Source organism: Noviherbaspirillum phoenicis, assembly GCF_047237965.1.
Taxonomy (GTDB): domain Bacteria; phylum Pseudomonadota; class Gammaproteobacteria; order Burkholderiales; family Burkholderiaceae_D; genus Noviherbaspirillum_A.
The window spans coordinates 3,740,448-3,763,229 of record NZ_JBDFLX010000001.1; the positions used below are offsets into that span (position 1 = coordinate 3,740,448).

Consider the following 22,782-nt stretch of genomic DNA (forward strand, 5'->3'; position numbering starts at 1 on the left):
ACAGGAGCACAGGGCGGTGGCACAGTCACCGCCCTTTTTTATTGAATAGTTTCCTTGCTGAAACAGATAACGTATATCGTGCCGATTCGCTCACAATGAACGGCCGGCCTAAGTGCTAACGTTTGCTATCGCGTATAGGCGATAGGAGATTGTTTGCATGAAAAATGTTGTACCGCGCCAGCATCAGTTGCTAGAAGGCATTCAGTATCTACGTGGCATTGCCGCCATGATGGTGGTGTTCCACCATGCGCGTCATGAGTTTGGCGGTGCGATGTCGATCACCTTCGGCGGTCGTGGCGTGGAAATATTCTTCGTCATCAGCGGCCTTGTCATGATGTATTCGACCCGGGGTGGGCAACTTGCCACCGGGAGTTCATTCCGCGAGCGGCTGGCGGAAGCAATGCTGTTCTGGAAACGCCGCATTGCACGCGTGGTTCCTTTGTACTGGATAGCGTTATTCATTTCGGCTCCGCTGGCCTACCGCACTGCACTGAGCGATCCTGTCCTGCTGCAGGATGCCCTTTTCATTCCGCACTGGAACCACGTTCATCCCGACCAAATCTGGCCTACGCTGGTGCCGGGATGGTCGCTTAATTACGAGATGTTTTTCTATTTCCTGTTCGGCTTTGCGCTGCTGCTGGGACGCTTCAGCATTCTTTTCGTGTCCACGGCGCTGCTCAGCCTATGCCTGCTGAACTCCGTGGCAGAAGGCCAATCGGCCGCATTTCACTTTTACACTGCCCCGGTGATGCTGCATTTTCTCGCAGGCATTCTGCTTTATTACGTAGTGGAATACCTTAGGCAGTGGTCTGCGTGGCAGCCGCCACGCTGGTCCATGCTGTTACTGCTGCTTGCCGGGTTTGTCGCGCTGGCCATCCTTCCGCAGCGGATGGGCGATAGCGCTCTTTTGCTATCGTCGTCACTCATCGTGTTCTCGGCCGTCTTCCTGTTCGATGGCGTCAAGCTGCCGCTTCTCCGGCTGCTAGGCGATGCTTCCTATGCGATTTATCTGTTCCATGTGCTTGCCTTGATGATGGTCACGCAAGCGCTCGCTTCCACTGGCTTAGGAGCAACGACACCATGGGAAGTGATGGCGCACTTTGCCATTTATCTGGCGGTGTCGGGCATTGTCGGCGTGCTGGCGCACCTTGCGGTGGAGAAACCAATGACGGCGCATGCCCTATCTTTCATCCGGCGTGCGCCGCCCATGGTGCCGGCGACGCGACGCTAGGGCGCTTTCGGCCTGACCGGCTTAGGCAAGACCAAGGCAGTGGCCCCGGAACTAGTGGCCGCATAAGGGCAATCTTTCCTGGAGCAACAATGCAAAAAGCCCGCTTAGAAAGCGGGCTTTTTGCAGGCGGATACAGTTCAGGCTTTTTTCAGCTTGCGGCGCGAGGCTGCAAAGCCCAGCAGGCCCAGACCGAGCAGGGCAGCGGTTGCCGGCTCGGGGACTTCGCCATTGCCGTTGCCGCCGCCATTGACGTCGTTGAAAAGAGTGTAATGGCTCAGACGGCCGATATTGCAATTGTCTTGTCCGCACTCACCGATCAGACCGTTGACATTGGCGGCAGTAAAGACCAGCTTGTTCATTTCCCCAATGTTTTCAAAAAGAAAGGTGTCTGGTCCAGTAAAGCCGCCACCGCCAAACTTCACTAGGAAGTAGCCTGGCAGAGGCGTGAAGTTGGACAAGTCAATCACATATTGATTGGGCGAGCCTGGCACCAGCGTTGCAAGGGAACCCGCGGGGCTATCAATGGAGTCGGTCAGCTTGAGCTGTTCCTTCGTGATGGACTCTGCAAAAGCCAACTCAGTACCGGCGCCTGAATTTTTCGAATCAGTGCTGTCCAGGAACTTGTCGAGCGTGTACGCGGATGCGGATGATGCAGTGACCATAACCATTGCAGCGGTAACTACGAATTGCTTGAGCAGCTTGGCTTTTGCGAAAGACATTTCATTCCCCTTTGATTGTCGTTTGGACAAGTTCCAATGAGCAAGAGATGTGCCAGGGAAATTATTCCTAGAGTAAACATGGACTTAAGGTTTAAAACATTTTTTGGATGTTGGTAGCTGTAAAAAATCCCGACAGAAATATTCTTCAAAAACAAGATTTTTTAAAAGAAACAAAAAGCAGCGCAGTGCCGGAAAGCTACTTGGCGCCTGAGTCGCCTGCCGCAACCGTCTGGAGCGCCCCCGGCACGGTTGGCTTCATGTCCAGCATCCGCCACCTGGCCGGATGCGCATATTCCCCCTTCGGAACCAGGCTGATGCCCTTCACATCGTCAGGCAACACGAACTTGCCATCCAGGCCGGACTTGGGCAGCAGGCGGTAATCATGGCGCACCGGCAACGCAAAAGCGCTCCAGTCGACATTGAAGTTATTGATGAAACGTCCGTCGATGCCGGCTTTCGTCCACAACAGCTTGCTGTCCTGGTAGTAGGCTGCCTTGGCGAGGTCGCGCAGGCGGTCGCGCCAGCCCTTGACCTGTCCACCGTCAATCCTGCCCTGGCCGACCAGCAGGTTGTTGACTGCGTACACCTGACGATCGCCGTCGGCGACCCTGAGCATGATGCCGCCCTGCGGACGGTCGTCGACGATGGTGTTGCTGGCCAGGTGGAGCGCATTGAGCGGCGAACGGTAGCCTTCGGCGCCGAAGGAAATGACGGTGGAATTGTCGGTGGTGGCGGACTGCTCGATGATATTGCCGACCACGTAAGCCATGCCGCCGTTGGGAAATTCGAGTTCATAGCTGGCCTGGCCGCCCACTTCGTCGGTCAGGCGGTTGTAGAAAATCAGGTTTTCCCTGGCCCGGCTCTTCAGCAGATGGCCTTGCCGGGCATGGTGGAAATAGCTTCCGGTTACTTTCAGCATGCCGATGTCGCCCACGTACAGATTGTGGGTGCTGCCGCTGCCGTCGCCGTTGTTGCCGAATTCGCTGTTCTCGATTTCCAGGGTGGCGGTCGGATCGCCGGCGGTCAGGATGCCGTTCTCGCTGTCCTTGAACGAGCAGCGCTTGACCACCAGATGGCCTTTTTCGAAGCGGATGCCGGCGCCGTTGCGGTCGGGTACCCGCGCGCCGACGAAATCGATGTCCTCCACCGTCACGCGGCCGCCGCCGATGACCCAGATGCCCTTGCCGGCCGCATGGGAGCCGGCGGCAATCAGCTTGACCCTGCCGCCGGCGCCGGCGCGGATGGTCAGCCGGTCCTGGCGCCAGCTGGCGACGTCGCCATAGTATTCGCCCGGCGCAATGACGACCGTATCGCCGTCTTCCGCCAGCGCGGCCGCCTCGGCGATGGTGCGGATCTGGCTGTTGCCTCCGACCTGGATGATCCTGCCGGCCGGCGCAGCCTGATTGGCCGTTGGCGCCGGAGCAGCCTGTTTCACCTTCGGCGCTGGCGCGGCCTGCGCTGGGGAGGGCAGGGCAAGCAGTGCGGGAACGACGAGCGCGCTGCGAAGCAGCCGAATGCCGGCAATGCAAAGTTGCTTGGGAAAAGGCGGGTTCATGGTCGTCCTTGCGCTGCAGGTCATTTCCGGGGAGGAATGATTGTACGGTAATCGGATAGTCAGAGACAGCCGTTAGCCGCTTGCATGCCAAAGAACGTGGGGGTGCCACACGCCAAGGCTTGCGTTGGCATGCCCGGAAAGAAAAATGGCGGCTGACCGGACGCGCCGGTCAGCCGCCATTGGCGGGAAGCAGGGAATCAGCCCTTGATCAGGCTTTGCAGTTCGCCCGACTCATACATCTCGTTCATGATGTCCGAGCCGCCAACGAATTCGCCCTTCACGTACAGCTGCGGTACGGTCGGCCAGTTGGAATAGTCCTTGATGCCCTGTCGCACTTCCGGGTCTTCCAGCACGTTGACGGTGACGATGTTCTCGGCGCCGCTGGCCTTGAGCAACTGGATCGCCTTGCCCGAGAAACCGCATTGCGGGAATTGCGCAGTGCCTTTCATGAACAACACGACCGGATTGCCGGTCACCGTTTCTTTAATCCAGTTTTGTACATCGCTCATTGCTGCCTCGCTTTTTAAGAGATTGCTCATTATAGGAAAAACCGCCTTTGTGCGCTGAACGGCCTGTCAGTCCAGATTTTTAGTCCAGCCTTTCGGTCGGACCTCCCGGTCGTCAGCGCGCTATCCCTTCAGTTTGGCAAATGCCGCCGCCATCGCGCCGGCCGGCGCCGCTTTTTCCTGGCGCTGGTGCTGCGCCAGGCGTTTGCCATCGGTGCGGTCGCCGCGCTGTTCAGGCTTGCTGCCGGCAACCGGTACGCTGTCGGACAGGCGCATGGTCAGCGCAATGCGCTTGCGCTTGGCGTCGACTTCCAGCACTTTCACCTTCACCACCTGGCCTGCCTTGACCACCGTGTGCGGGTCCTTCACGAAGCTGTTGGACAGTGCCGAGATATGGACCAGCCCGTCCTGGTGCACGCCAATGTCGACAAAGGCGCCGAACGCCGCCACATTCGTCACCACGCCTTCCAGCACCATGTCGGGCCGCAGGTCGCTGATTTCCTCGACGCCTTCCTTGAAGGTGGCCGTGGTGAATTCCGGGCGCGGGTCGCGGCCGGGCTTGTCCAGTTCCTTCAGGATGTCGGTGACGGTCGGCACGCCGAACCGCTCATCCGAATATTTTGCCGGATTCAGCGATTTCAACAGCCGGCTGTCGCCGATCACCGATTTCACATCCTTCTTCAAATCCGCCACGATTTTTTCGACCAGCGGATACGACTCCGGATGCACCGCCGACGCATCCAGCGGATTGTCGCCATTCATCACCCGCAGGAAGCCGGCAGCCTGTTCGAAGGTCTTGTCGCCCAGGCGCGGCACCGACTTCAGCGCCGCGCGCGAACCGAACATGCCCTTCATGTCGCGGTAGCTGACGATGCCCTGGGCCACGCTGGCATTCAGGCCCGACACCCGCGCCAGCAGCGGCGCGGAGGCAGTGTTGACATCCACGCCGACCGCATTGACGCAATCCTCGACCACCGCGTCCAGCGTGCGCGCCAGTTGCGACTGGCCGACGTCATGCTGGTACTGGCCCACGCCGATCGATTTCGGATCGATCTTCACCAGTTCGGCCAACGGGTCCTGCAGCCGGCGGGCGATCGACACCGCGCCGCGCAGCGACACGTCCAGGTCAGGCAGCTCGCGCGAAGCGAATTCGGACGCGGAATAGACCGAGGCGCCGGCTTCGGACACCACGATCTTGGTCAGCTTCATCTCCGGATGGCGCTTGATCAGGTCCTGCGCCAGGCGGTCGGTTTCGCGCGAGGCGGTGCCGTTGCCGATCGAGATCAGCGCGACCTGATGCTTCGCGGCCAGCTGCGCCAGCGCATGCAGCGCGCCGTCCCAGTCGTTGCGCGGCTGGTGCGGATAAATGGTGGCGGTGTCGACCACCTTGCCAGTGGCGTCGACCACCGCCACCTTCACGCCGGTGCGCAGGCCCGGGTCCAGGCCCATGGTGGCGCGCGGGCCGGCGGGCGCGGCCAGCAGCAGGGATTTCAGGTTCAGCGCAAAGACGTTGATCGCTTCCTGTTCCGCCTTTTCGCGCAGGGCGCCCATCAGCTCGGTTTCCAGGTGCATCATCAGCTTGACCCGCCATGCCCAGCGCACCGTGTCGGCCAGCCATTTATCGGCCGGGCGACCCTTGTTGCTGATGCCGAAGCGGCTGGCGATGCGGCCTTCGCAGGGGTTGTGCGGCGCATCCCATTTCGGCTTTTCCTCCTCGCTGTCCAGGCGCATCGTCACCGTCAGCATTTCTTCGCGGCGGCCGCGGAACAGCGCCAGCGCCCGGTGCGACGGGATGGTGGCGATGGCTTCGGCATAGTCGAAATAGTCGGCAAACTTTTCGCCGGCGTCCTGCTTGCCTTCCACCACCTTCGATTCCACCACCGCATGTTCCTGCAGGTACTCGCGCAGCGAACTGAGCAGGGTGGCGTCTTCGGCGAAGCGCTCCATCAGGATCTGGCGGGCGCCGTCCAGCGCGGCCTTCACGTCGGGCACGCCGGGATTGTCGGCGCCGTCGGTCTTGAAGGCCGGCTTCAGGTATTTTTCGGCTTCCTGTTCCGGCGACAGCGCCGGGTCGGCCAGCAAGGCGTCGGCCAGCGGCGTCAGGCCGGCCTCGGCGGCGATCTGGGCCTTGGTGCGGCGCTTCTGGCGATAGGGCAGGTACAGGTCTTCCAGCCGGGTCTTGTCCTCGGCCAGGCTGATCGCCTGCAGCAGCGCCGGCGTCATCTTGCCCTGTTCCTGGATCGAGGCGATCACCGCGGCGCGCCGGTCCTCCAGTTCGCGCAGGTAGCGCAGTCTTTCTTCCAGCAGGCGCAGCTGGATGTCGTCCAGGCCGCCGGTGGCTTCCTTGCGGTAACGGGCGATGAAGGGCACGGTGGCGCCCTCGTCGAGCAGGGCGATGGCGGCGGCAACCTGCGCCGGACGGGCGGCCAGTTCGTTGGCCAGGCGTTGTTCAATGGAAGGCAGCATCGTGTCGGATAGGGAAAATCAAGCGTTGGATGATACGCAAAGTACGATTGTTAGCGAACTCTGTTAGCGATTCGCGAGGACGCCGCCGCTGGCGCGCTCGATGCCGGCCAGGTCGCGCCAGCTCTGCACCTGGTTCCAGCCCTGCAGCAGCGCCCGCACCGCCTGCGCCTGGTCGTAGCCGTGCTCCATCAGCAGCCAGCCGCCCGGCGCCAGAAAGGCCGGCGCGCCGGCGACGATGGTGCGCAGGGCCGACAGGCCATCGGCATGGTCGGTCAGTGCGTCCACCGGCTCGAAGCGCAGGTCGCCCTCGGACAGGTGGCGGTCGCCGGCGACGATATACGGCGGATTGGAGACGATCATGTCGAAGCGCCTCGGCGCCAGCGACAGCGCCGCATACCAGTCGCTTTGCAGGAAATCGACGTGGACGCCATTGCGCGCCGCATTGCCACGAGCCACCTCCAGCGCGGCGGCGCTGGCGTCGAGCGCGCTGACCTGCGCGTCCGGCCTGGCATGGGCGATCGCCACGGCGATGGCGCCGGAGCCGGTGCCCATGTCGAGCACGCTGCCGCCACGGGGCAGGCGCTCACAGGCCAGTTCCACCAGCAGCTCGGTATCGGGACGTGGAATCAGCACCGCCGGCGTGACCTGGAAAGGCAGCCCGTAGAACTCGCGCTCGCCCGTCAGGTAAGCCACCGGCTCGCCCGCCGCGCGACGCGCCAGCAGGGCTTCCAGGCGCGCCGCTTCGGTGTCGTTCAGCAGGTGGTCGGCGCGGGTGATCAGCTGCACCCGGGTGAGATGGAGCGCATGGCACAGCAGCACGCGGGTATCGAGCGCGTCGAGCGGCGATTGCGCCAGCACTTCGGCGATCGAACGTCCGGCCAGAGGACCGTTCATCCGCGCGCGACGCGGCGCCAGGCGGTCCAGCCCAGCGCGATGGCGAAGATCGCGAACCAGATGAAGGACCACTGCGGTATCGACAGGCCCAGGATGGGTTCGTATTCGGTGGTGCACAGGCCGTCGGCCTGGAACAGGAAGGGCAGCAGGCGCGCGGTGGGAATCGTGTTGAGCGAGGTTTCCAGCGGGTCGATGCCGCAGGAAATCGTGGGATTGGCCTTGATGTAGAGGTGATAGCCGGCCACGCCCAGGCCAGCCAGCGCGGCGACAGCGGCCAGGCCGGTGCCGGTGCGCTGGGCGCCGGCGCTGCGGCGGCCGGCGGCGACCAGGCAGATGATGGCCACGGCGGCGAAGGCATAGCGCTGCAGCACGCACAGCGGGCAGGGCAGCATGTTCATCACATGCTGCAGGTACAGCGCCACGGCCAGCAGGATCATCGAGACCAGGGCAACGGCGAGCAATACGGGGCGGTAAGGATTCATTGCTTGTTCCAGGAAAAAAGGATTATTCGTCGTCGCCCAACGCGGCCAGAAGTTCGGCCTGGTGTTCGGCGACCAGCGCGCCGGTCAGTTCGTTGAGGTCGCCGTCCATGATGAAATCGAGCTTGTAGAGCGTCAGGTTGATGCGATGGTCGGTCATCCGGCCCTGCGGGAAATTATAGGTGCGGATGCGCTCGCTGCGGTCGCCCGAGCCGATCAGCGACTTGCGGGTCGCCGCTTCCTTGGACTGCTGCTCGCGCAGCTGGGCATCCTTCAGGCGCGCCGCCAGCACCTTCAGCGCCGAGGCCTTGTTCTTGTGCTGGCTGCGGTCGTCCTGGCATTCCACCACCAGGCCGGTCGGCAGGTGGGTGATGCGCACCGCCGAGTCGGTCTTGTTGATGTGCTGGCCGCCGGCGCCGGAAGCGCGATAGGTGTCGATGCGCAGATCGGCCGGGTTGATGTCCACATCCTCGATCTCGTCGGCCTCGGGCATTACCGCCACCGTGCAGGCCGAGGTATGGATGCGGCCCTGGGTCTCGGTGGCCGGCACCCGCTGCACCCGGTGGCCGCCGGACTCGAACTTCAGTTTCGAATAGGCGCCCAGGCCGACGATGCGCACGATCACTTCCTTGTAGCCGCCCAGCTCGGACGGCGACTCCGACACCATTTCCACCTGCCAGCGCTGGCGTTCGGCATAGCGGGTGTACATGCGCAGCAGGTCGCCTGCGAACAGCGCCGACTCGTCGCCGCCGGTGCCGGCGCGGATCTCGAGGAAGATGTTGCGTTCGTCGTTCGGGTCCTTGGGCAGGAGCAGCTTCTGCAGGTCGACTTCCAGCGCTTCCATGCGCGCCTTGCTGCCGGCGATTTCCTCCTGCGCGAATTCCTTCATCTCGGGATCGGCCAGCATGTCCTGCGCGGCGACGATGTCGCGGTCGGCCTGGGTGTACTGCTGATACAGCTCAACCAGCGGACCGAGTTCGGCATGCTCGCGGTTGAGCTTGCGGTACTGGTCCATGTTGTCGGTGATGCCTTCCTGCATCAACAGCGTATTGACTTCTTCCAGCCGGTTGGCGAGCTGGTCGAGTTTGGCGAGCATGGATGGCTTCATGGCATTTTCCGGCTAGGGCAACACAGGGGAGCGGCGGGGCCGCGGACGATCGGGAACGGCGACAGGACGGCGTCGCTAGCGACGGGTACGGAACAACTGCGGCAGCAGGGTTGCCAGGCGAGCGCGCTCGTCGCCCTGGGCATGGTGCAGCGCCTGCTGCGAGCCATGCAGGAATTTGGCGGTCAGGCCGCGGGATAGCGCTTCGAGCACCGCGTCGGCGCTGTCGCCGCGCGCCAGCATGCGCCGGGCCCGGTCCAGTTCGGCCAGGCGGATCTGCTCGCTGTTCTCATGCAGCTCCTGGATCACCGGCACCACGGCGCGGCTGTCCATCCAGTGCATGAAGGCCTGGACCCGGGTCTCGATGATGGCCTCGGCCTGGCTGACCGCGGCCTGGCGGTTTTCCATGCCAGTCTGCACCGCCGCGCCGAGATCGTCGACGGTGTAGAGAAACACATCGTCCAGGCGGCCGACTTCGGCCTCGATGTCGCGCGGCACGGCCAGGTCCACCATGAAGATCGGCTTGTGGCGGCGTGCCTTGATCGCTCGCTCGACCAGGCCCAGGCCGATGATTGGCAGCGAGGACGCGGTGCAGGACACCACGATATCGAAATTGGCCAGCTGTTCGGGCAGGTCGGCCAGCATGATGGCCTGGCCGTTGAAGCGGTGCGCCAGCAATTCGCCGCGTTCCAGCGTGCGGTTGGCAATCGTCAGGGTCTTGGGGTTTTGCGCGCTGAAGTGGGTGGCGCACAGTTCAATCATTTCGCCGGCGCCGATGAACAGCACATTCTGGTCCGATATCCGGTCAAAGATGCGCTGCGACAGCCTGACCGCCGCCGCCGCCATCGAGACGCTGTGGGCGCCGATCTCGGTGGTGCTGCGCACTTCCTTGGCCACCGCGAAGGTGCGCTGGAACATCTGGTGCAGGTAGGTGCCAAGGCCGCCGGCCGCTTCGGCCTGGCGCACCGCATCCTTCATCTGGCCCAGAATCTGCGGCTCGCCCAGCACCATCGAGTCCAGTCCCGACGCGACGCGGAAGGCGTGGCGCACGGCATTATCCTGCGGCAATGTGTACAGGTAGGGACGCAGTTCGGCGTAGGGAAGCTGGTGATAGTCGGCCAGGAAGCGGGCGGTGCTGTCGATCGAGTGATCGACGCCGGCATTGAGCCGGTTGGCCGAGTACAGTTCAGTGCGGTTGCAGGTCGAAAGTATCGCCGCTTCGCCGCCGCCGGGCACGCTGCCGCCGAACCAGTTGCGCGCGGCGGCAACCGCGTGACCTATCCGGTCAGCGGGGAAAGCCACCTTCTCGCGCAGCGCAAGCGGCGCAGTGTGATGATTAAGCCCGACGGCAAGGAGTTGCATTGAAAAATGGCGAAAAATTGAGCCGTTATTATACCGTGTCGCTCTTGATCCATCTTTCTATGGTTCGATCAGCGAACCTAACGCGCCTGACAAATGCGCGTGACAGCCGCTGCAAAGGCGGGGAGGCAGACAGGGCGGCCGCGGCGGGCACTACGGCAAGCGTACGCATCGATGCCGAAACGCCTCTTTCGGGCACGCTTGGCAGGCGTGCTCAGCCGCCGTTGTCGCTGCCGTTCCCATTGTTCTGCGACATTTGCTCGAGCCGGTAGCCATAGCTGTAAACCGGCGCCAGGCGGAAGCCATGTTCCGGGCGCAACTGCAGCTTGCTGCGCACCCGCGACACATGGGTGTCCATGGTGCGTGACGGAATCTGCACATCGCGCGCCCAGACCGCTTCGAGGATGAAGGCGCGCGACAGCGGCCGGCCGAGGTTGCGGAAGAACAGCAGGGCGAGGTCGAATTCCTTCTGCGTGACGTCGATTGGCTTCCCCTTCATCGTCACCCGGCCGGTGCGGGCCTGGAACACGTAGGAGCCGAACTGGATCTGTTCCACCGCATTCTGGGTGGGATAGGCCCGTCGCAGCAGGGCCTGTACCCGTGCCACCAGTTCGCCGCGCCGGATCGGCTTGATCATGTAGTCATCGCCGCCCGCCGCCAGGCCGGCCACGATGTCATCCTCGTTCGAGCGCCCGGTAATGAACAGCACCGGCAGGGTGGGCGACATCTTTTCCCTGATCCATTTGATGATCTCGGCGCCGTTGTTGTCGGTCAACTGCCAGTGCAGCACCAGCAAGTCGAAGCTGTCGCGCTTGGCTTGTGCCATCAATTCCTTGCCTGACGCATAAGTGTGGCAGGCATGTCCCGCTGCGGAGAGAACCTGACATACCAGTTCGCTCTGGCTACGATCGTTATCAAGTACGGCAATTCTCATGGCATTGGAAGTGTTAATAAGTTTGGCAAATGTTAATTACATATACCAAGTATCAACTTTCCTTACTCCAAAGTAAATTTCTACCTATCAATCTTTCACATATTCAACATATTTACAACACTTGTCATTGTATTATCGGTCAGAAAAGTTCTGTTACGAATGTTCGCTCATAGAAAGACCGTCTCGTTCATGGTCCGGCATTCGGCAAGAAAATCTGTGCAATTTACAAGTGAGCCAACAAATGAAACTGGGATTTTCCATGAAAAGTTTGCGCAAATCGAACATTTGAGCAAATGCAAGCCACTTTGAATAGTTGATGTATTTGCAATAATTACTTAAGGTAAGTTTTCTCGTGCAATCGAAAGTTGTGTTTTTTTTAACAATATAGTCATGCTATATTGTTTCAAAATGTAAATGTTTACTTGAGCAGGCTGCGAGGGAAACTGTCATGGATTTTCAGGTTTTCTCGATGCAAGCAAAGCCGATCAAGTTAACAAATCGAATTGCCGCTTGTAACTGGTAGTTATTGGAGTTGCTTAATGGTCAAGATTTCTAGTGAGCGGGAGCAGTTCAGTCTGCGGCTGCAGCAACTCTTGCGGGATGCGCATCACTCCCCAGACAGTCCGACCGAGCTGGCCAGGGAATTCAACATCCGTTATCCCGGCACACCCATCACCGTGCATGCGGCCCGAAAATGGCTGATCGGCGAGGCCATACCCACGCAGGACAAGATGCGCACGCTGGCCGACTGGCTGATGGTGCCGATCGACTGGCTGCGTTTCGGCGCCGACGCCAGCCGCAAGGAGGTGCCCAATCCGGCGGCGAACGCCAGTTCGGTCGACCTGAAGCTGATTGCCGACATGCAGCTGCTCGACGAGCCGCACCGGCAGATCGTGCGGGAAGTGGTGCGCATCCTGATACGCACCACGCGCGGCAAGGCTGCAGGCTGAATGCCCGCCGTCCTGCCGGCGGCCATGCCCTGATGCCGCCGTCACGGCGGATCGCGATGGACGACGGGATGCAATAATCCCTGACCTGACGCGCAGCCCGGAGCGTCGCCATACCGATCAGATCAGGATGCAAGAACGTGCCCCATAACGACGCATTGCCTTTCCTGCGCGAAGCGCTGCTGTTCCTCGCGCTGGCCGGCATATTGATGCCGCTGCTGCAACGCCTGAAAATCAACCAGGTCCTTGGATTCCTTGCCGTAGGCGCGCTGGTCGGCCCTTACGGCCTGGGACTGTGGGCGGGGCAGCATGCGTGGCTGTCGTATTTCGTGTTCCAGCGCCCGGAAGGCATCGCGCCGCTGGCCGAACTCGGGGTGCTGTTCCTGATGTTCATGATCGGACTCGAACTGTCGGCCTCGCGCCTGTGGGCCATGCGGCGCTGGGTATTTGGCGCCGGCGGCGCGCAGGTGCTGCTGTCGGCGCTGGTCATCGGCTTTCTGGCCTGGCTTTTCGGCAACCGGATGGAAGCGGCGCTGGTGCTGGGACTGGTGCTGTCCCTGTCGTCCACCGCGGTGGTGATGCAGCTGCTCACGGAACGCCAGGCGCTGGGTTATCCGCTGGGCCAGGCCGCGTTCGCGATCCTGATGCTGCAGGACCTGGCGGTGGTGCCCATTTTCATCCTGCTGGGCGTGCTGACCGCGGGCGGCGACACCGCCGCCTGGCTGCCCATGGTGCTGCTGGCGGTGGCCAAGTCGCTCGGCGCGGTGGTGCTGATCTACCTGCTCGGCCGGCGCGCGATCGGGCCTCTGCTCCACATGTTCCTGCGCCAGCGCCAGCCGGAAATCTTCATGGCGCTGACGCTGCTGATCACCCTGGGCATTGCCGCACTGACCGCTGCCGCCGGGCTGTCGCTGGCGCTAGGCGCCTTCCTGGCCGGCCTGCTGCTGGCCGAGACCGAATTCCGGCATGAGGTGGAAGTGGTCATCGCGCCATTTCGCAGCCTGCTGATGGGCCTGTTCTTCATGTCGGTCGGCATGCAGGTCGATTTGCGGGAAGCGGCCAGCACGCCGCTGTGGCTGGCGCTGTCGGTGCCGGGCCTGTTCCTGATCAAGGCGCTGGTGACGGGCGCCGTGCTGCGGCTGGGCGGCTTTTCCACCGGGCGGGCAGTGGAAGGGGGACTGCTGCTGGGGCAGGGCGGCGAGTTCGCCTTCATCGTGGTGGGGCAGGCAGTGGCTAGCCGGCTGCTGGCGCCGGAAGTGGGCCAGTTCATGACGCTGGTGGTGGCCTGCAGCATGTTCGCCACCCCGGCCATGGCGCGCCTTGGCCGCGCCTTCGGCGACTGGTGGCAGCAACGGCATCCGCTGCCTGCTGCCGCAGGCCAGGCGGCCGCGCCGCAGAAGGGGCATGTGGTGATCGTCGGATTCGGCCGCATCGGCCGCATGCTGGCTCAGATTCTGGACCGGCAGGGCATTGCCTATGCCGCCATCGACAACAATCCGCAATTGGTGGCGCAACTACAGGAGCATGCGGGCCGCCTGCATTATGGCGACGCCGCGCGCGGCGAACTGCTGCGCCGGGTGCATGCCCAGCATGCGGCGGCGATCGTGCTGACCATGGACCATCCGGCGTCGGTGCTGCACGCGGCTCGGGCGATCCGGCGCGATTACCCGCAGGTGCGGCTGTTTGCCCGCGCCCGCGACGAGCAGCATGCGCAGGCCCTGCTGCGCGCCGGCGCGACGCTGGTGGTGCCTGAAACTCTGGAATCAGGCCTGCAGTTGTCGGAGTTCGTGCTGCACAGCCTGGGCTTCCCGGCGTCGGCCGCCGCGCAGGTGATTCAGCTGGAACGGGAAAAACGCATCGGCGCCACGCGCAGCGAGGTCGGCTGACCCGCTGCGCGCTTGCGGCCGCCGGCGCTTACTGGCGGCAATGGTCGTAGACCTTCGCGTAAGCTTGCTGGGAAGAACTGAGGGAGCGGTCGTCATAGATCGACACGATCGCCTCCTGCGCGTCTTCCAGTGTTTCCGGTTTGCTTTGGAGAATGGTCTTGACCTCGTTCAACACCCGGTCCATCGGATAGCCGTCGGCACGGGTACGGAATGCGCTGGCGCCGATCTGCGCCAGCTTGCCGCAATACTGCTGGTTGGCCTGGCCCTGCGCCTGGGCTTCCCCTGAAAAAGCCGTTGCCGAAACGGATACGGTGCATAGGGCAGAAAGAAGGAGTTTTCTGATCATCTGCAATGCCTTTAAAAAGAACATGCTTGTCAGGACATCGATTTCGTCAAAAGATTCCTTGTTAAGGCAAATCAAACCAAAAGTTGCATTGACGGCCATGTTATGCAGACATGACCATATCCGGCTGGGAAAATCCGCGATAAAAGAAGGCGATGCAATGAAGAAGGCTACCCATGATCGGGGTCAGAAGGAAATGATGTCAGTTTATCCGGCCGGTCATGGCTGATTCCATCGTTGCATCACAGCGCCAGTTGCGCGTGCTGGTCATCGACGACCAGGAAGTCGCCGCCAGCCTGGCATGCGAGATGCTGAGCGCCGAGCCGGACATCGAGGTGGATTGCATGTACGACGCCAGGGAGGCGCTGGCACGCGCCACGCTGTTCCAGCCCGGCGTGATCCTGATCGACCTGTGCATGCCGACCATGGATGGCTTTTCGGTCATCATGCAATTGCGCGCAGCGCCGATGACGGCGAAGATTCCCATCATTCTGGTGTCGTCCGAGGACGCGCCGCAGCAGAAGGTGCGCGGCTTTGCCGCCGGCGCCAATGATTACCTGGTCAAGTGGCCGGCGCGGGCCGAGCTGGTGGCCAGGGTGCGCTACCACGCCGAAGCGCACCGCGCCCGTACCGAGCGCGATGAAGCCTATGCCTCGCTGCAGACCAGTCAGGAGCAGTTGCTGCAGCGTACCCGCGAACTCGAACTGAGCCAGGCGGCGCTGCACCAGGCCCAGAAGCTGGAAGCCATCGGTCAGCTCACCGGCGGGGTGGCGCACGACTTCAACAATGTGCTGCAGATCATCGGCGGCAACCTGCAGTTGCTGAGCCAGTCGTGCCAGTCGCATGAAACCGACGGCAACCGCATCAGGGTGGCGATGGCCGCGGTGGAGCGGGGCGCCAACCTGGCTTCCCAGTTGCTGGCCTTTGCCCGCCAGCAGCCCCTGCAGCCCGTGGTGGTGCGGCTGGACGGCATCCTGCGCAACATGCACCAGATGGTGCATCACACCCTGGGCGACGATATCGAAGTGCGCACCGAGATCGCCGACGGCCTGTGGAACAGCCTGGTCGATACCAGCCAGCTCGAGAGCGTGATCCTGAACCTCGTGCTCAATGCGCGCGACGCCATGCGCGGCCTCGGCCGCCTGACGCTGTCGGCCGCGAATGTCGAGCTCGACGACCGCTACGCGGCCATGCATCCGGAAGCGCGGCCCGGGCAGTACATCCGGATTGCCGTGTCCGACACCGGCTGCGGCATGTCGCCGGAACTGATCAGCCGGGTCTTCGAACCCTTCTTCACCACCAAGCTGCCCGGCGAAGGAACGGGCCTGGGCCTGTCGATGGCCTACGGCTTCGTGCAGCAGAGCGGCGGCCACATCGTGCTCGACAGCGTGCTTGGCGAAGGCACCACGGTCAGCATCTACCTGCCGCGCAGCACGGCTGATGCCGAGCAGCCCCCGGCTGCCTTGCCTATGAGCGCCACCGGCGGCAGCGAACGCATTCTGGCGGTGGAAGACGATCCGGCGCTGCGCGCAACCGTCGTTGAAATGCTGGAAGGACTGGGCTACCAGGTAGTGCAGGCGCAGGATGCCGCTTCCGCACTGGCCATTCTCGAATCCGGACAGCGCTTTGACCTGCTGTTCTCGGATGTGATGATGCCCGGACCCCTGCGCAGCACCGAGCTGGCCAACCGCGCGCGCGCCTTGTCCCCGGCCATGGAGGTGCTCTATACCTCGGGCTATGCGGAAAATGCGATCGTCCACGGCGGCCGTCTCGACCCCGGCGTCAACCTGCTGTCCAAGCCCTATCGTCGCGAGCAGCTCGCCGCCAAGGTCAGGCACGTGCTGGACCGGCGCGCCGGGTCGCCATCGGACGCCGGCAATGACAATGGCACTGGCGCCGGAGCGGAAGCGCCGCCGGCCGGCATCGCGCCGCGGGTGCTGCTGGTGGAAGACAATGCCGATCTGCTCGACCTGACGCTGATGATGCTGGAGGAACTCGGCCATGACGCCGTTGGCGTGCCGACCGCGGAGGAAGCGCTGGCACTGCTGGAAGCCGGGCCGTATGCGATGCTGGTGACCGATGTCACGCTGCCCAAGATGTCCGGCATCGAGCTCGTTCATCGGGTGCGCCAGCGCTATCCGGAGATGCCGCTCGCGGTCGCGTCCGGCTATGGCCGCTCATCCGAACTCGATGGCACCAACGTGCATTACCTGAAGAAACCGTATCAGCTGATGGACCTGAAGTCCGTGGTCGAGGAAGGCCTGCTGCAGAAGACGGCAGCCCGCGCCACGGCCTGAACGGGCGTTACACCCGGCGCAGCACCTTGGTATGGCCTGGCGGCGGCTCGTTGAGCACCGCCCAGAAAATGCCGAGGTCGGCGATGGCCTTGACGAATTCGCGGAATTCCACCGGCTTGACGACATAGGCGTTGACGCCCAGCTCGTAGCTGCGCACCAGGTCCTGTTCCTCCTTGGACGAGGTCAGCATCACCACCGGCAGGCTGCGCAGCTCCGCCGAGTCGCGGATTTCCTTGAGCACTTCCAGCCCGTCCACCTTCGGCAGCTTCAGGTCCAGCAGCACCACCGCCGGCTTGCCCGGCGGCAGGTCGGCGTACTTGCCGCGCCGGTGCAGATAATCCAGCGCCTCGGCGCCGTCTTCCACGACGATGACGTCATTGGCAAGCTGGCTGCGTTCCAACGCAATCAGCGTCAGTTCGAGGTCCTTGGGATTGTCTTCAACCAGCAGGATGGGTTTGAGCATGGCGGTCATTCTTATACAGGTAATCGCTTCGGTATCGAAAATGAAAAAACGGCGCCCTCGTTGGGTACGCCTTCTGCCCAGGCCCGCCCGCCATGGCGCTCGACGATGCGGCGCACATTGGCCAGGCCGATGCCGGTGCCTTCGAATTCCTCCATGCGATGCAGCCGCTGGAATACAGCGAACAGCTTGTGGGCGTAGTCCATGCTGAAGCCGACGCCATTATCGGCGACATGGAAAATGAACTCGTCCGGGGTTTGCTCTGCCTGGATGGAAATGACGGCGACGGGCCGGTTGCGGCTGTATTTTACGGCATTGGCCACCAGGTTATAGACAGCCAGTTCGATGAAGGTGGCGTCGCAGCGGATCACCGGCAGCGTCCCGACCTTCCATTCGATGCTGCGCCCCTGCGTATCCTGCCGCACCCGCTTGATTGCCGCCTGCACCACCTGGTTCATGTCGGTGGCGGCGGCATGCAGCGCCGAACGGCCCATCTGCGAGAAGCTCAGCAGATCGTCGACCAGCTTGCCGGCGAAGCGGGCCGAATCGGCGATGTTTCTCAGATAGCGGTTGGCGCGCTCGTTGAGATTGGCGCCCTCGAACTCGATCAGCAGGTCGGTGAAGCCAACGATGTGGCGCAGCGGCGCGCGCAGGTCATGCGACACCGAATACGAAAACGACTCCAGCTCCTTGTTGGCGCGGCCCAGCTCGTCGGCCAGTCCCGCCATTTCCTCGGCCCGCGCCAGTACGATGCCCAGGATCGCGCTGCGGAATTCCAGCGCCACTTCCAGTTCATTCTTTTGCCACGGCTCGGAGGTGTTGCGCACGGTCTCGCGCCAGGTGTCGAAGCTCTGGCGCGGCGTCAGCGGACGCGCCTCCTCCTGCTGTGCCGCCTTGTGCGCCGGATTGCCGGCCCATTCCACCGTCTGCACCACCTCGGGCCGGAACCAGATCACATAGTGACGGTAGTTGCGCGAGATCGACATGGCCAGGATGCCGCTGGCGCGGGCAGCGTAATCGGCAGCCCGCGGATATTCTTTCGGCAGCGCGCTGCTGTGATACAGCTCGCCGTTGCCGCTGGCGGCCAGCCATTCCACCAGCTGCGCTATCTGCTCATGGCTGGGGGTGTCGCCGAACAGCACCGTGTTGCCTTCGAATACCAGCGCCGCACCGGATGCGCGCATCAGCATCAGGAGGTCATGCGAGACCGTGCTCATGTTGTGCACGAATTCCTCGCCCTGGCTCAGCGCGGCAAGGATGGAGACCAGCTTGCTGCGCAGTTCCAGCCGGTAGGCGTATTCGTTGCTCTCGATGATGGATTCGATGCGCAGCGCCAGGATCTGGCCAAGCTGCTCGCACGCGGTGCGCACTTCAAACGGCACGAACTGCGGCGCCTTGTCGTGGCAGGAAATCATGCCCCACAGCCGGCCCTTGATCACCAGCGAGATCGACATGGAGGCAATCGTCCCCATGTTCTTCATGTACTGCACATGCACCGGCGACACCGCGCGCAGCCCGGAAAAGCTGAGGTCGGTCGGCTGGCTGGTGTCGGGGTCCATCTCCGGCACCAGCCGCGCCGGCTGATAGTTGGCGTCGGCGATCAGCCGCACATGATTAGCCAGGTACAGGCGCCGCGCCTGCTGTGGAATGTCGGAAGCCGGAAAGCGCTGGCCGCTGTAGGACGGATAGCCTCGGTCCAGCGTTTCGGCCAGCACGCGGGCATCGTCGTTCTGGTCGAAGTTGTACAGGAACACCCGGCCCATGCCGGTGATTTCCTTGATGGTGCGCACCGCATACTCGCAGATCGCATCGACCGAATCGACATGCGACAGGGTCTTCAGGAAACGTCCCATCAGGGTATAGAGCAGGCGGAAATCGGCGGCGCCGCTGCGCTGCACCGGCTCGAACTCGATCAGGGTGGCATGGTTGCAGCGGTGGGCGATGACGTCGAAGTAGCCGACCTTGCCCACTTCGATGGCGCCGACGTAGATCGGCTGCGCCAGCGCGCTGGCATTGAGCAGGGCGCGCGCCACGAGGCCGGCATGCTCGCTGCCGATCAGGTCGTCGAGCCGGCGATCGAGGATGGCGGAAATGTCGCGTCCGAACAGCGCGGTCGCATTCTCGCTGACCTGGCGCACGCTGAAGTCTTCGGGATTGACATTGATCAGGAAGCCATGCGGCTGTATGCCGCCCGGAATATGGATCGGTTCGCGGTCGCAGGAAGTAACGTCAATGCCGTTTGATGAGGATGGGGAAGTCATGGGAAAAGCGCATCTGCATCAAGGAAGGCGGCGTCGGGCCGGCTCAGGTGAATAAAGGCAATCTTGTAAGTGCCGCCATTCTCGCAAATTTCGGCGATTCTTGCCGCCGGGGCAAGCGCCTGGCTTGTCGCGATCGGGTTAGGGAAGGGAATTGCTTCAAGTCAGGTAGCTTCATGTGCGGTTGTGGGGGGCGGCGATCACGCATGGTGCAAAGCATGCGTTTCGGTAGATGGTGCCTGCCAACGAAGCGAGTCGCCGGATAAAGACCATAGCCGCTTTTATCCAACGGATGACGCAACAGCCTGGGCGTAAGGCCAGATATGGATGCAGTACGGGTCTTGCTGTGCAGCCATCGCTGACGGGGAACAGGGACGACTGAGCAAAAAAACGCGCCTGCCCGCGCCGGCAGCCAGACTTGCCGGCCTGACGTGCCCGAAGCCCGGTCACTTGGCCACACATGCTGCATGTCATGCCAATTCATTCTTTCACCGAACGGAATATCGTCGATTTAGGTACTGCGCGTTAAACCCTTATTCATCGCAAGTCACCCACGTCGTTCGTTTTTGTTCCATCTCGTTCCATTCAAAAGCGCCATGACCCGCCTTCGGCGGCCAGGTATTTCGGGGCATGTCCCTTCCCGCCGCAGTGCACCCCTGTTCAGAGGTTTCATTCCATGTCTACTTCTTTCACTTTTTCCAGCATTGCCGACCAGCGCGTTTTTATTCCGGTCGCCGATATGACAGACAGCGCGCCTACTGGCGCCGGCACGCCGGTACTGGCCAGCGTACCGCAGCAAAATCCGTCAGCATTGCAGCAGCTACCAGGCAATGCAGGCCAGCACAAGCCGCCGCCACTCGCCACCCAACCGGTCCTTATATCCGGACACTCCGGCACACAGACATCGCCCACGCCGCATAATGGCATCCAGGACGTTCCATCGGTGAGCGCCAGCAGTGAAACCAGCATCGGGAACAGTGACGATGTTGCCGCCTCACTTAGTGAAATCGGGGAGACGCTGCAGAGCCAGGGCAAGCTGGAACAGCCGCTGGAACACTATCTGAAGGCGCTCTCCGTCCAGGACGTTCCATCGGTGAGCGCGAGCAGTGAAACCAGCATCGGAAACAGCAACGATGTTGCCGCCTCACTTAGCGAAATCGGAGAGACGCTGCAGAGCCAGGGCAAGCTGGAGCAGGCGCTGGAACATTATCTGAAGGCGCTCTCCATCAAGGAAAATAACATAGGCACCAACCCCTACTCTGTCGCCGCGTCGTGTTCGCAAGTCGGCGCTCTGCTAAAGGTTCAGGGCAGGGGTGCCGAGGCGCTGGTCTATTTTCTCAGGGTGCTAGCCATCTTCGAAAAAAGCCAGGGCAACGACTATGCACCCACCACCGCCGTGGTGCATGAAGCCGTCGCATCGCTGCTCCATGCGCTAGGTCAGCATGCACAGGCGGTGGAGCACCAGATTAAGGCACTCTCCATTCGAGCAAAGATCCACAGCGACCATGCCGAGGTCGGCAAAGTCTATACACAAATCGGATTCCTGCTCCATGAGCAAGGCAGGCATACCGAGGCGATGACGTACTACGTCAAGGCGCTCGCCATCACCGAGAAACGCCTGGGCGTCAACCATATAGCCACCGCCACGTCGTATAACAACATTGGAATGCTGCTCAAGGACCAGGGCAAGCATGCCCACGCGCTGGCTTATTGCCTCAAGGCGCTGGACATCCAGGAAAAAGTTCTCGGCACTAACCACGCAGATACCGCCACATCGTATAACAACATTGGAGGACTGCTCCAGCACCAGGGCAAGTATGCCCTGGCGCTGGAGTACTACTACAAGGCGCTTCTCACCTGCGAAAACAATCTCGGCGCAGACCATCTGGATACCGCTAGAACGTACAACAACATCGGACTGCTGCTGAAGGACCAGGGCAAGCATGACCAGGCTCTGCAAAATTGCATGAAGGCACTCGCCATCTGGGAAAAGTTCCTTGGCACCGGTCATGCCAGAACGGCTGTAGCGTATGACAACATCGGATCGCTGCTACAGGATCAAGGCAGGTACGTCGAGGCAATGAAGTACCACTTAAAGGCGCTGGCCATCAAGGAAAAAGAGTTCGGCACCGACCATCCCGATACCGCCACAACGTACAACAACATCGGTGTGCTGCTACAGCGGCGGGGCAAGCATGCCGAGGCACTGGAGTACCTGCTCAAGGCGCTCGCCATCCTGGAAAAGTTATTCGGTGTCGACCACGCTAACATCGCCACGTCGTATGACAACATCGGATCGCTACTGCATGAACAAGGCAAGCATGCCGAGGCCCTGGATTACCTGCTCAAGGTAGTCACTATTAGGGAAAGGATGCTCGGCTCCACCCATTCCAGCACCCTCACCTCTCGCCGCAACCTGCAATTGCTGCTGGAGGAACAAGGCCTGCATGCCCAGGCCCTGGCCTACTTTCGCAAGGCCCTCGCCGACGCGATCGCTATCGGCAATGACGCGGAGGCAGCGATATATCAGTGCTATATCAATGCCGTGACAGGCACCAACCGGCGGTCCTGAGCGTGGTTCCCGGCCGAGGCCTTCGAATAGGAGGTCGACTGCCTGGCCTTTGTCTGCCGTGACAGAGCTGCGAAACGGTGAGCAAAAAGCCGCTGGACCAACTGACCCGCTCATATATTTGCGAAGGCTTCAATGGGCAGATGAGTAACCTAGGCTAGAACTTGCTGGAGGATGTGGTGCTGTGGCAAGTTTAAGCCAGCCATGTAACGCTGGCCGACAGCTTCGGTTTGCACATCAAACTGCCCTTTTGGCAGCCTTGGCCGGCGACATCGCGCTGCCGGAGGCTAGTGTCCATCAGGCTCGCGCAACTTGGGCTGGAAGCGCTGTTTCAGCAGCGGCTACAACAACGTCACCAGGAACGCCAGGCCAGGCAGGCTCAAGCAAGGCGGAAAGAAAGAAACAGTCGTCCTGCAGCAGCTCGCCGCCTTGCTGCGTGCGTTCGGCGGGATGGTTGCCGCGGGCGTCGATGGTGGCGACCTTGTTGCCGAAGGCGTCGTACTGGTGGGTGACGATGCCGCCGTCGGCCTGCAGCTCGGCTTGCAGCTGGCCGGCGTTGTCGAAGCGTCAGGGGGTGAGGTTGCCGTTGGCGTCGCGCATGCCGATCAAGATGCTGGCTGCGAAGTAGCAGCCAGGAAGAACAGTGGCATGATGACCGCCACGTAGCGCCCGCGTTTTAGCCGCTAAAAAGAGAAGCCGCTCCACAACCCCTTGCAGCTAGTGGGGTGGGAGCGGTTTTTTTATTTAAAGAATTGGGATAAAAACGCCATTCCA

18 protein-coding genes are annotated in these 22,782 nt (G+C 62.0%); 6 read left to right on the top strand and 12 right to left on the bottom strand.

What is annotated here, in order from left to right:
• The first annotated feature begins 157 nt into the window (after positions 1 to 157).
• A complete protein-coding gene (locus ABC383_RS16750) occupies positions 158 to 1,231 on the top strand; it encodes an acyltransferase family protein (RefSeq protein WP_413015233.1) in 1,074 nt (357 codons plus the stop codon).
• 137 nt (positions 1,232 to 1,368) lie between these two features.
• Here the strand turns inward: ABC383_RS16750 and ABC383_RS16755 are convergent, their stop codons facing one another.
• The 9 genes from ABC383_RS16755 to ABC383_RS16795 all read right to left on the bottom strand — a co-directional run bounded on the left by ABC383_RS16755 (position 1,369) and on the right by ABC383_RS16795 (position 11,248).
• On the bottom strand, positions 1,369 to 1,950 hold the full coding sequence (locus ABC383_RS16755) for a PEP-CTERM sorting domain-containing protein (protein WP_413015235.1): 582 nt from the start codon (positions 1,948 to 1,950) through the stop codon (positions 1,369 to 1,371).
• A 196-nt stretch (positions 1,951 to 2,146) separates the two neighbouring features.
• Positions 2,147 to 3,505: a right-handed parallel beta-helix repeat-containing protein gene (locus ABC383_RS16760; protein WP_413015237.1), complete on the bottom strand. Its 1,359-nt coding sequence runs from the start codon at positions 3,503 to 3,505 to the stop codon at positions 2,147 to 2,149.
• A 197-nt stretch (positions 3,506 to 3,702) separates the two neighbouring features.
• Complete coding sequence (gene grxD / locus ABC383_RS16765; RefSeq protein WP_413015239.1) at positions 3,703 to 4,014, bottom strand: Grx4 family monothiol glutaredoxin; 312 nt, start codon at positions 4,012 to 4,014, stop codon at positions 3,703 to 3,705.
• Between the two features lie 120 nt (positions 4,015 to 4,134).
• Positions 4,135 to 6,477: a Tex family protein gene (locus ABC383_RS16770; RefSeq protein WP_413015241.1), complete on the bottom strand. Its 2,343-nt coding sequence runs from the start codon at positions 6,475 to 6,477 to the stop codon at positions 4,135 to 4,137.
• A gap of 63 nt (positions 6,478 to 6,540) precedes the next feature.
• The gene (gene prmC / locus ABC383_RS16775; protein WP_413015243.1) at positions 6,541 to 7,371 is read right to left on the bottom strand and encodes a peptide chain release factor N(5)-glutamine methyltransferase; all 831 of its coding nucleotides are present in this window, start codon (positions 7,369 to 7,371) and stop codon (positions 6,541 to 6,543) included.
• Positions 7,368 to 7,853 carry a disulfide bond formation protein B gene (locus ABC383_RS16780; RefSeq protein ID WP_413015245.1) on the bottom strand — a complete coding sequence of 162 codons (486 nt, stop codon included), beginning with the start codon at positions 7,851 to 7,853 and terminating at the stop codon, positions 7,368 to 7,370. The genes prmC and ABC383_RS16780 overlap by 4 nt, the downstream gene beginning before the upstream one ends.
• Before the next feature lie 22 nt (positions 7,854 to 7,875).
• On the bottom strand, positions 7,876 to 8,958 hold the full coding sequence (gene prfA / locus ABC383_RS16785; protein WP_413015247.1) for a peptide chain release factor 1: 1,083 nt from the start codon (positions 8,956 to 8,958) through the stop codon (positions 7,876 to 7,878).
• 75 nt (positions 8,959 to 9,033) lie between these two features.
• Entirely contained in the window at positions 9,034 to 10,317 is a 1,284-nt protein-coding gene (gene hemA / locus ABC383_RS16790; RefSeq protein ID WP_413015249.1) for a glutamyl-tRNA reductase, read from the bottom strand.
• A gap of 211 nt (positions 10,318 to 10,528) precedes the next feature.
• Positions 10,529 to 11,248, bottom strand: a complete 720-nt coding sequence (locus tag ABC383_RS16795; RefSeq protein ID WP_413015251.1) for a response regulator transcription factor — start codon at positions 11,246 to 11,248, stop codon at positions 10,529 to 10,531.
• Positions 11,249 to 11,787: 539 nt separating this feature from the next.
• Here ABC383_RS16795 and ABC383_RS16800 point away from each other — a divergent pair.
• Positions 11,788 to 12,198 (top strand): hypothetical protein, encoded by a 411-nt coding sequence (locus ABC383_RS16800; protein WP_413015253.1) that lies wholly within the window; start codon positions 11,788 to 11,790, stop codon positions 12,196 to 12,198.
• Between the two features lie 137 nt (positions 12,199 to 12,335).
• The gene (locus ABC383_RS16805; protein WP_413015254.1) at positions 12,336 to 14,081 is read left to right on the top strand and encodes a cation:proton antiporter domain-containing protein; all 1,746 of its coding nucleotides are present in this window, start codon (positions 12,336 to 12,338) and stop codon (positions 14,079 to 14,081) included.
• A 28-nt stretch (positions 14,082 to 14,109) separates the two neighbouring features.
• On the opposite strand, the gene ABC383_RS16810 is transcribed toward ABC383_RS16805, so the two are convergent.
• Entirely contained in the window at positions 14,110 to 14,526 is a 417-nt protein-coding gene (locus ABC383_RS16810) for a hypothetical protein (protein WP_413015255.1), read from the bottom strand.
• Positions 14,527 to 14,645: 119 nt separating this feature from the next.
• On the opposite strand from ABC383_RS16810, the gene ABC383_RS16815 reads away from it, so the two are divergent.
• Positions 14,646 to 16,721 (top strand): response regulator, encoded by a 2,076-nt coding sequence (locus tag ABC383_RS16815; RefSeq protein WP_413015257.1) that lies wholly within the window; start codon positions 14,646 to 14,648, stop codon positions 16,719 to 16,721.
• Positions 16,722 to 16,728: 7 nt separating this feature from the next.
• On the opposite strand, the gene ABC383_RS16820 is transcribed toward ABC383_RS16815, so the two are convergent.
• Both ABC383_RS16820 and ABC383_RS16825 read right to left on the bottom strand, forming a co-directional pair.
• Positions 16,729 to 17,184: a response regulator gene (locus tag ABC383_RS16820; RefSeq protein ID WP_194714325.1), complete on the bottom strand. Its 456-nt coding sequence runs from the start codon at positions 17,182 to 17,184 to the stop codon at positions 16,729 to 16,731.
• A gap of 11 nt (positions 17,185 to 17,195) precedes the next feature.
• Positions 17,196 to 19,442, bottom strand: a complete 2,247-nt coding sequence (locus ABC383_RS16825) for an ATP-binding protein (protein WP_413015259.1) — start codon at positions 19,440 to 19,442, stop codon at positions 17,196 to 17,198.
• 673 nt (positions 19,443 to 20,115) lie between these two features.
• Here ABC383_RS16825 and ABC383_RS16830 point away from each other — a divergent pair.
• Together ABC383_RS16830 and ABC383_RS16835 are read left to right on the top strand one after the other, a co-directional pair.
• Positions 20,116 to 22,011 carry a tetratricopeptide repeat protein gene (locus tag ABC383_RS16830; protein ID WP_413015261.1) on the top strand — a complete coding sequence of 632 codons (1,896 nt, stop codon included), beginning with the start codon at positions 20,116 to 20,118 and terminating at the stop codon, positions 22,009 to 22,011.
• Positions 22,012 to 22,320: 309 nt separating this feature from the next.
• A complete protein-coding gene (locus ABC383_RS16835; protein ID WP_413015262.1) occupies positions 22,321 to 22,674 on the top strand; it encodes a hypothetical protein in 354 nt (117 codons plus the stop codon).
• Positions 22,675 to 22,782 lie beyond the last annotated feature (108 nt).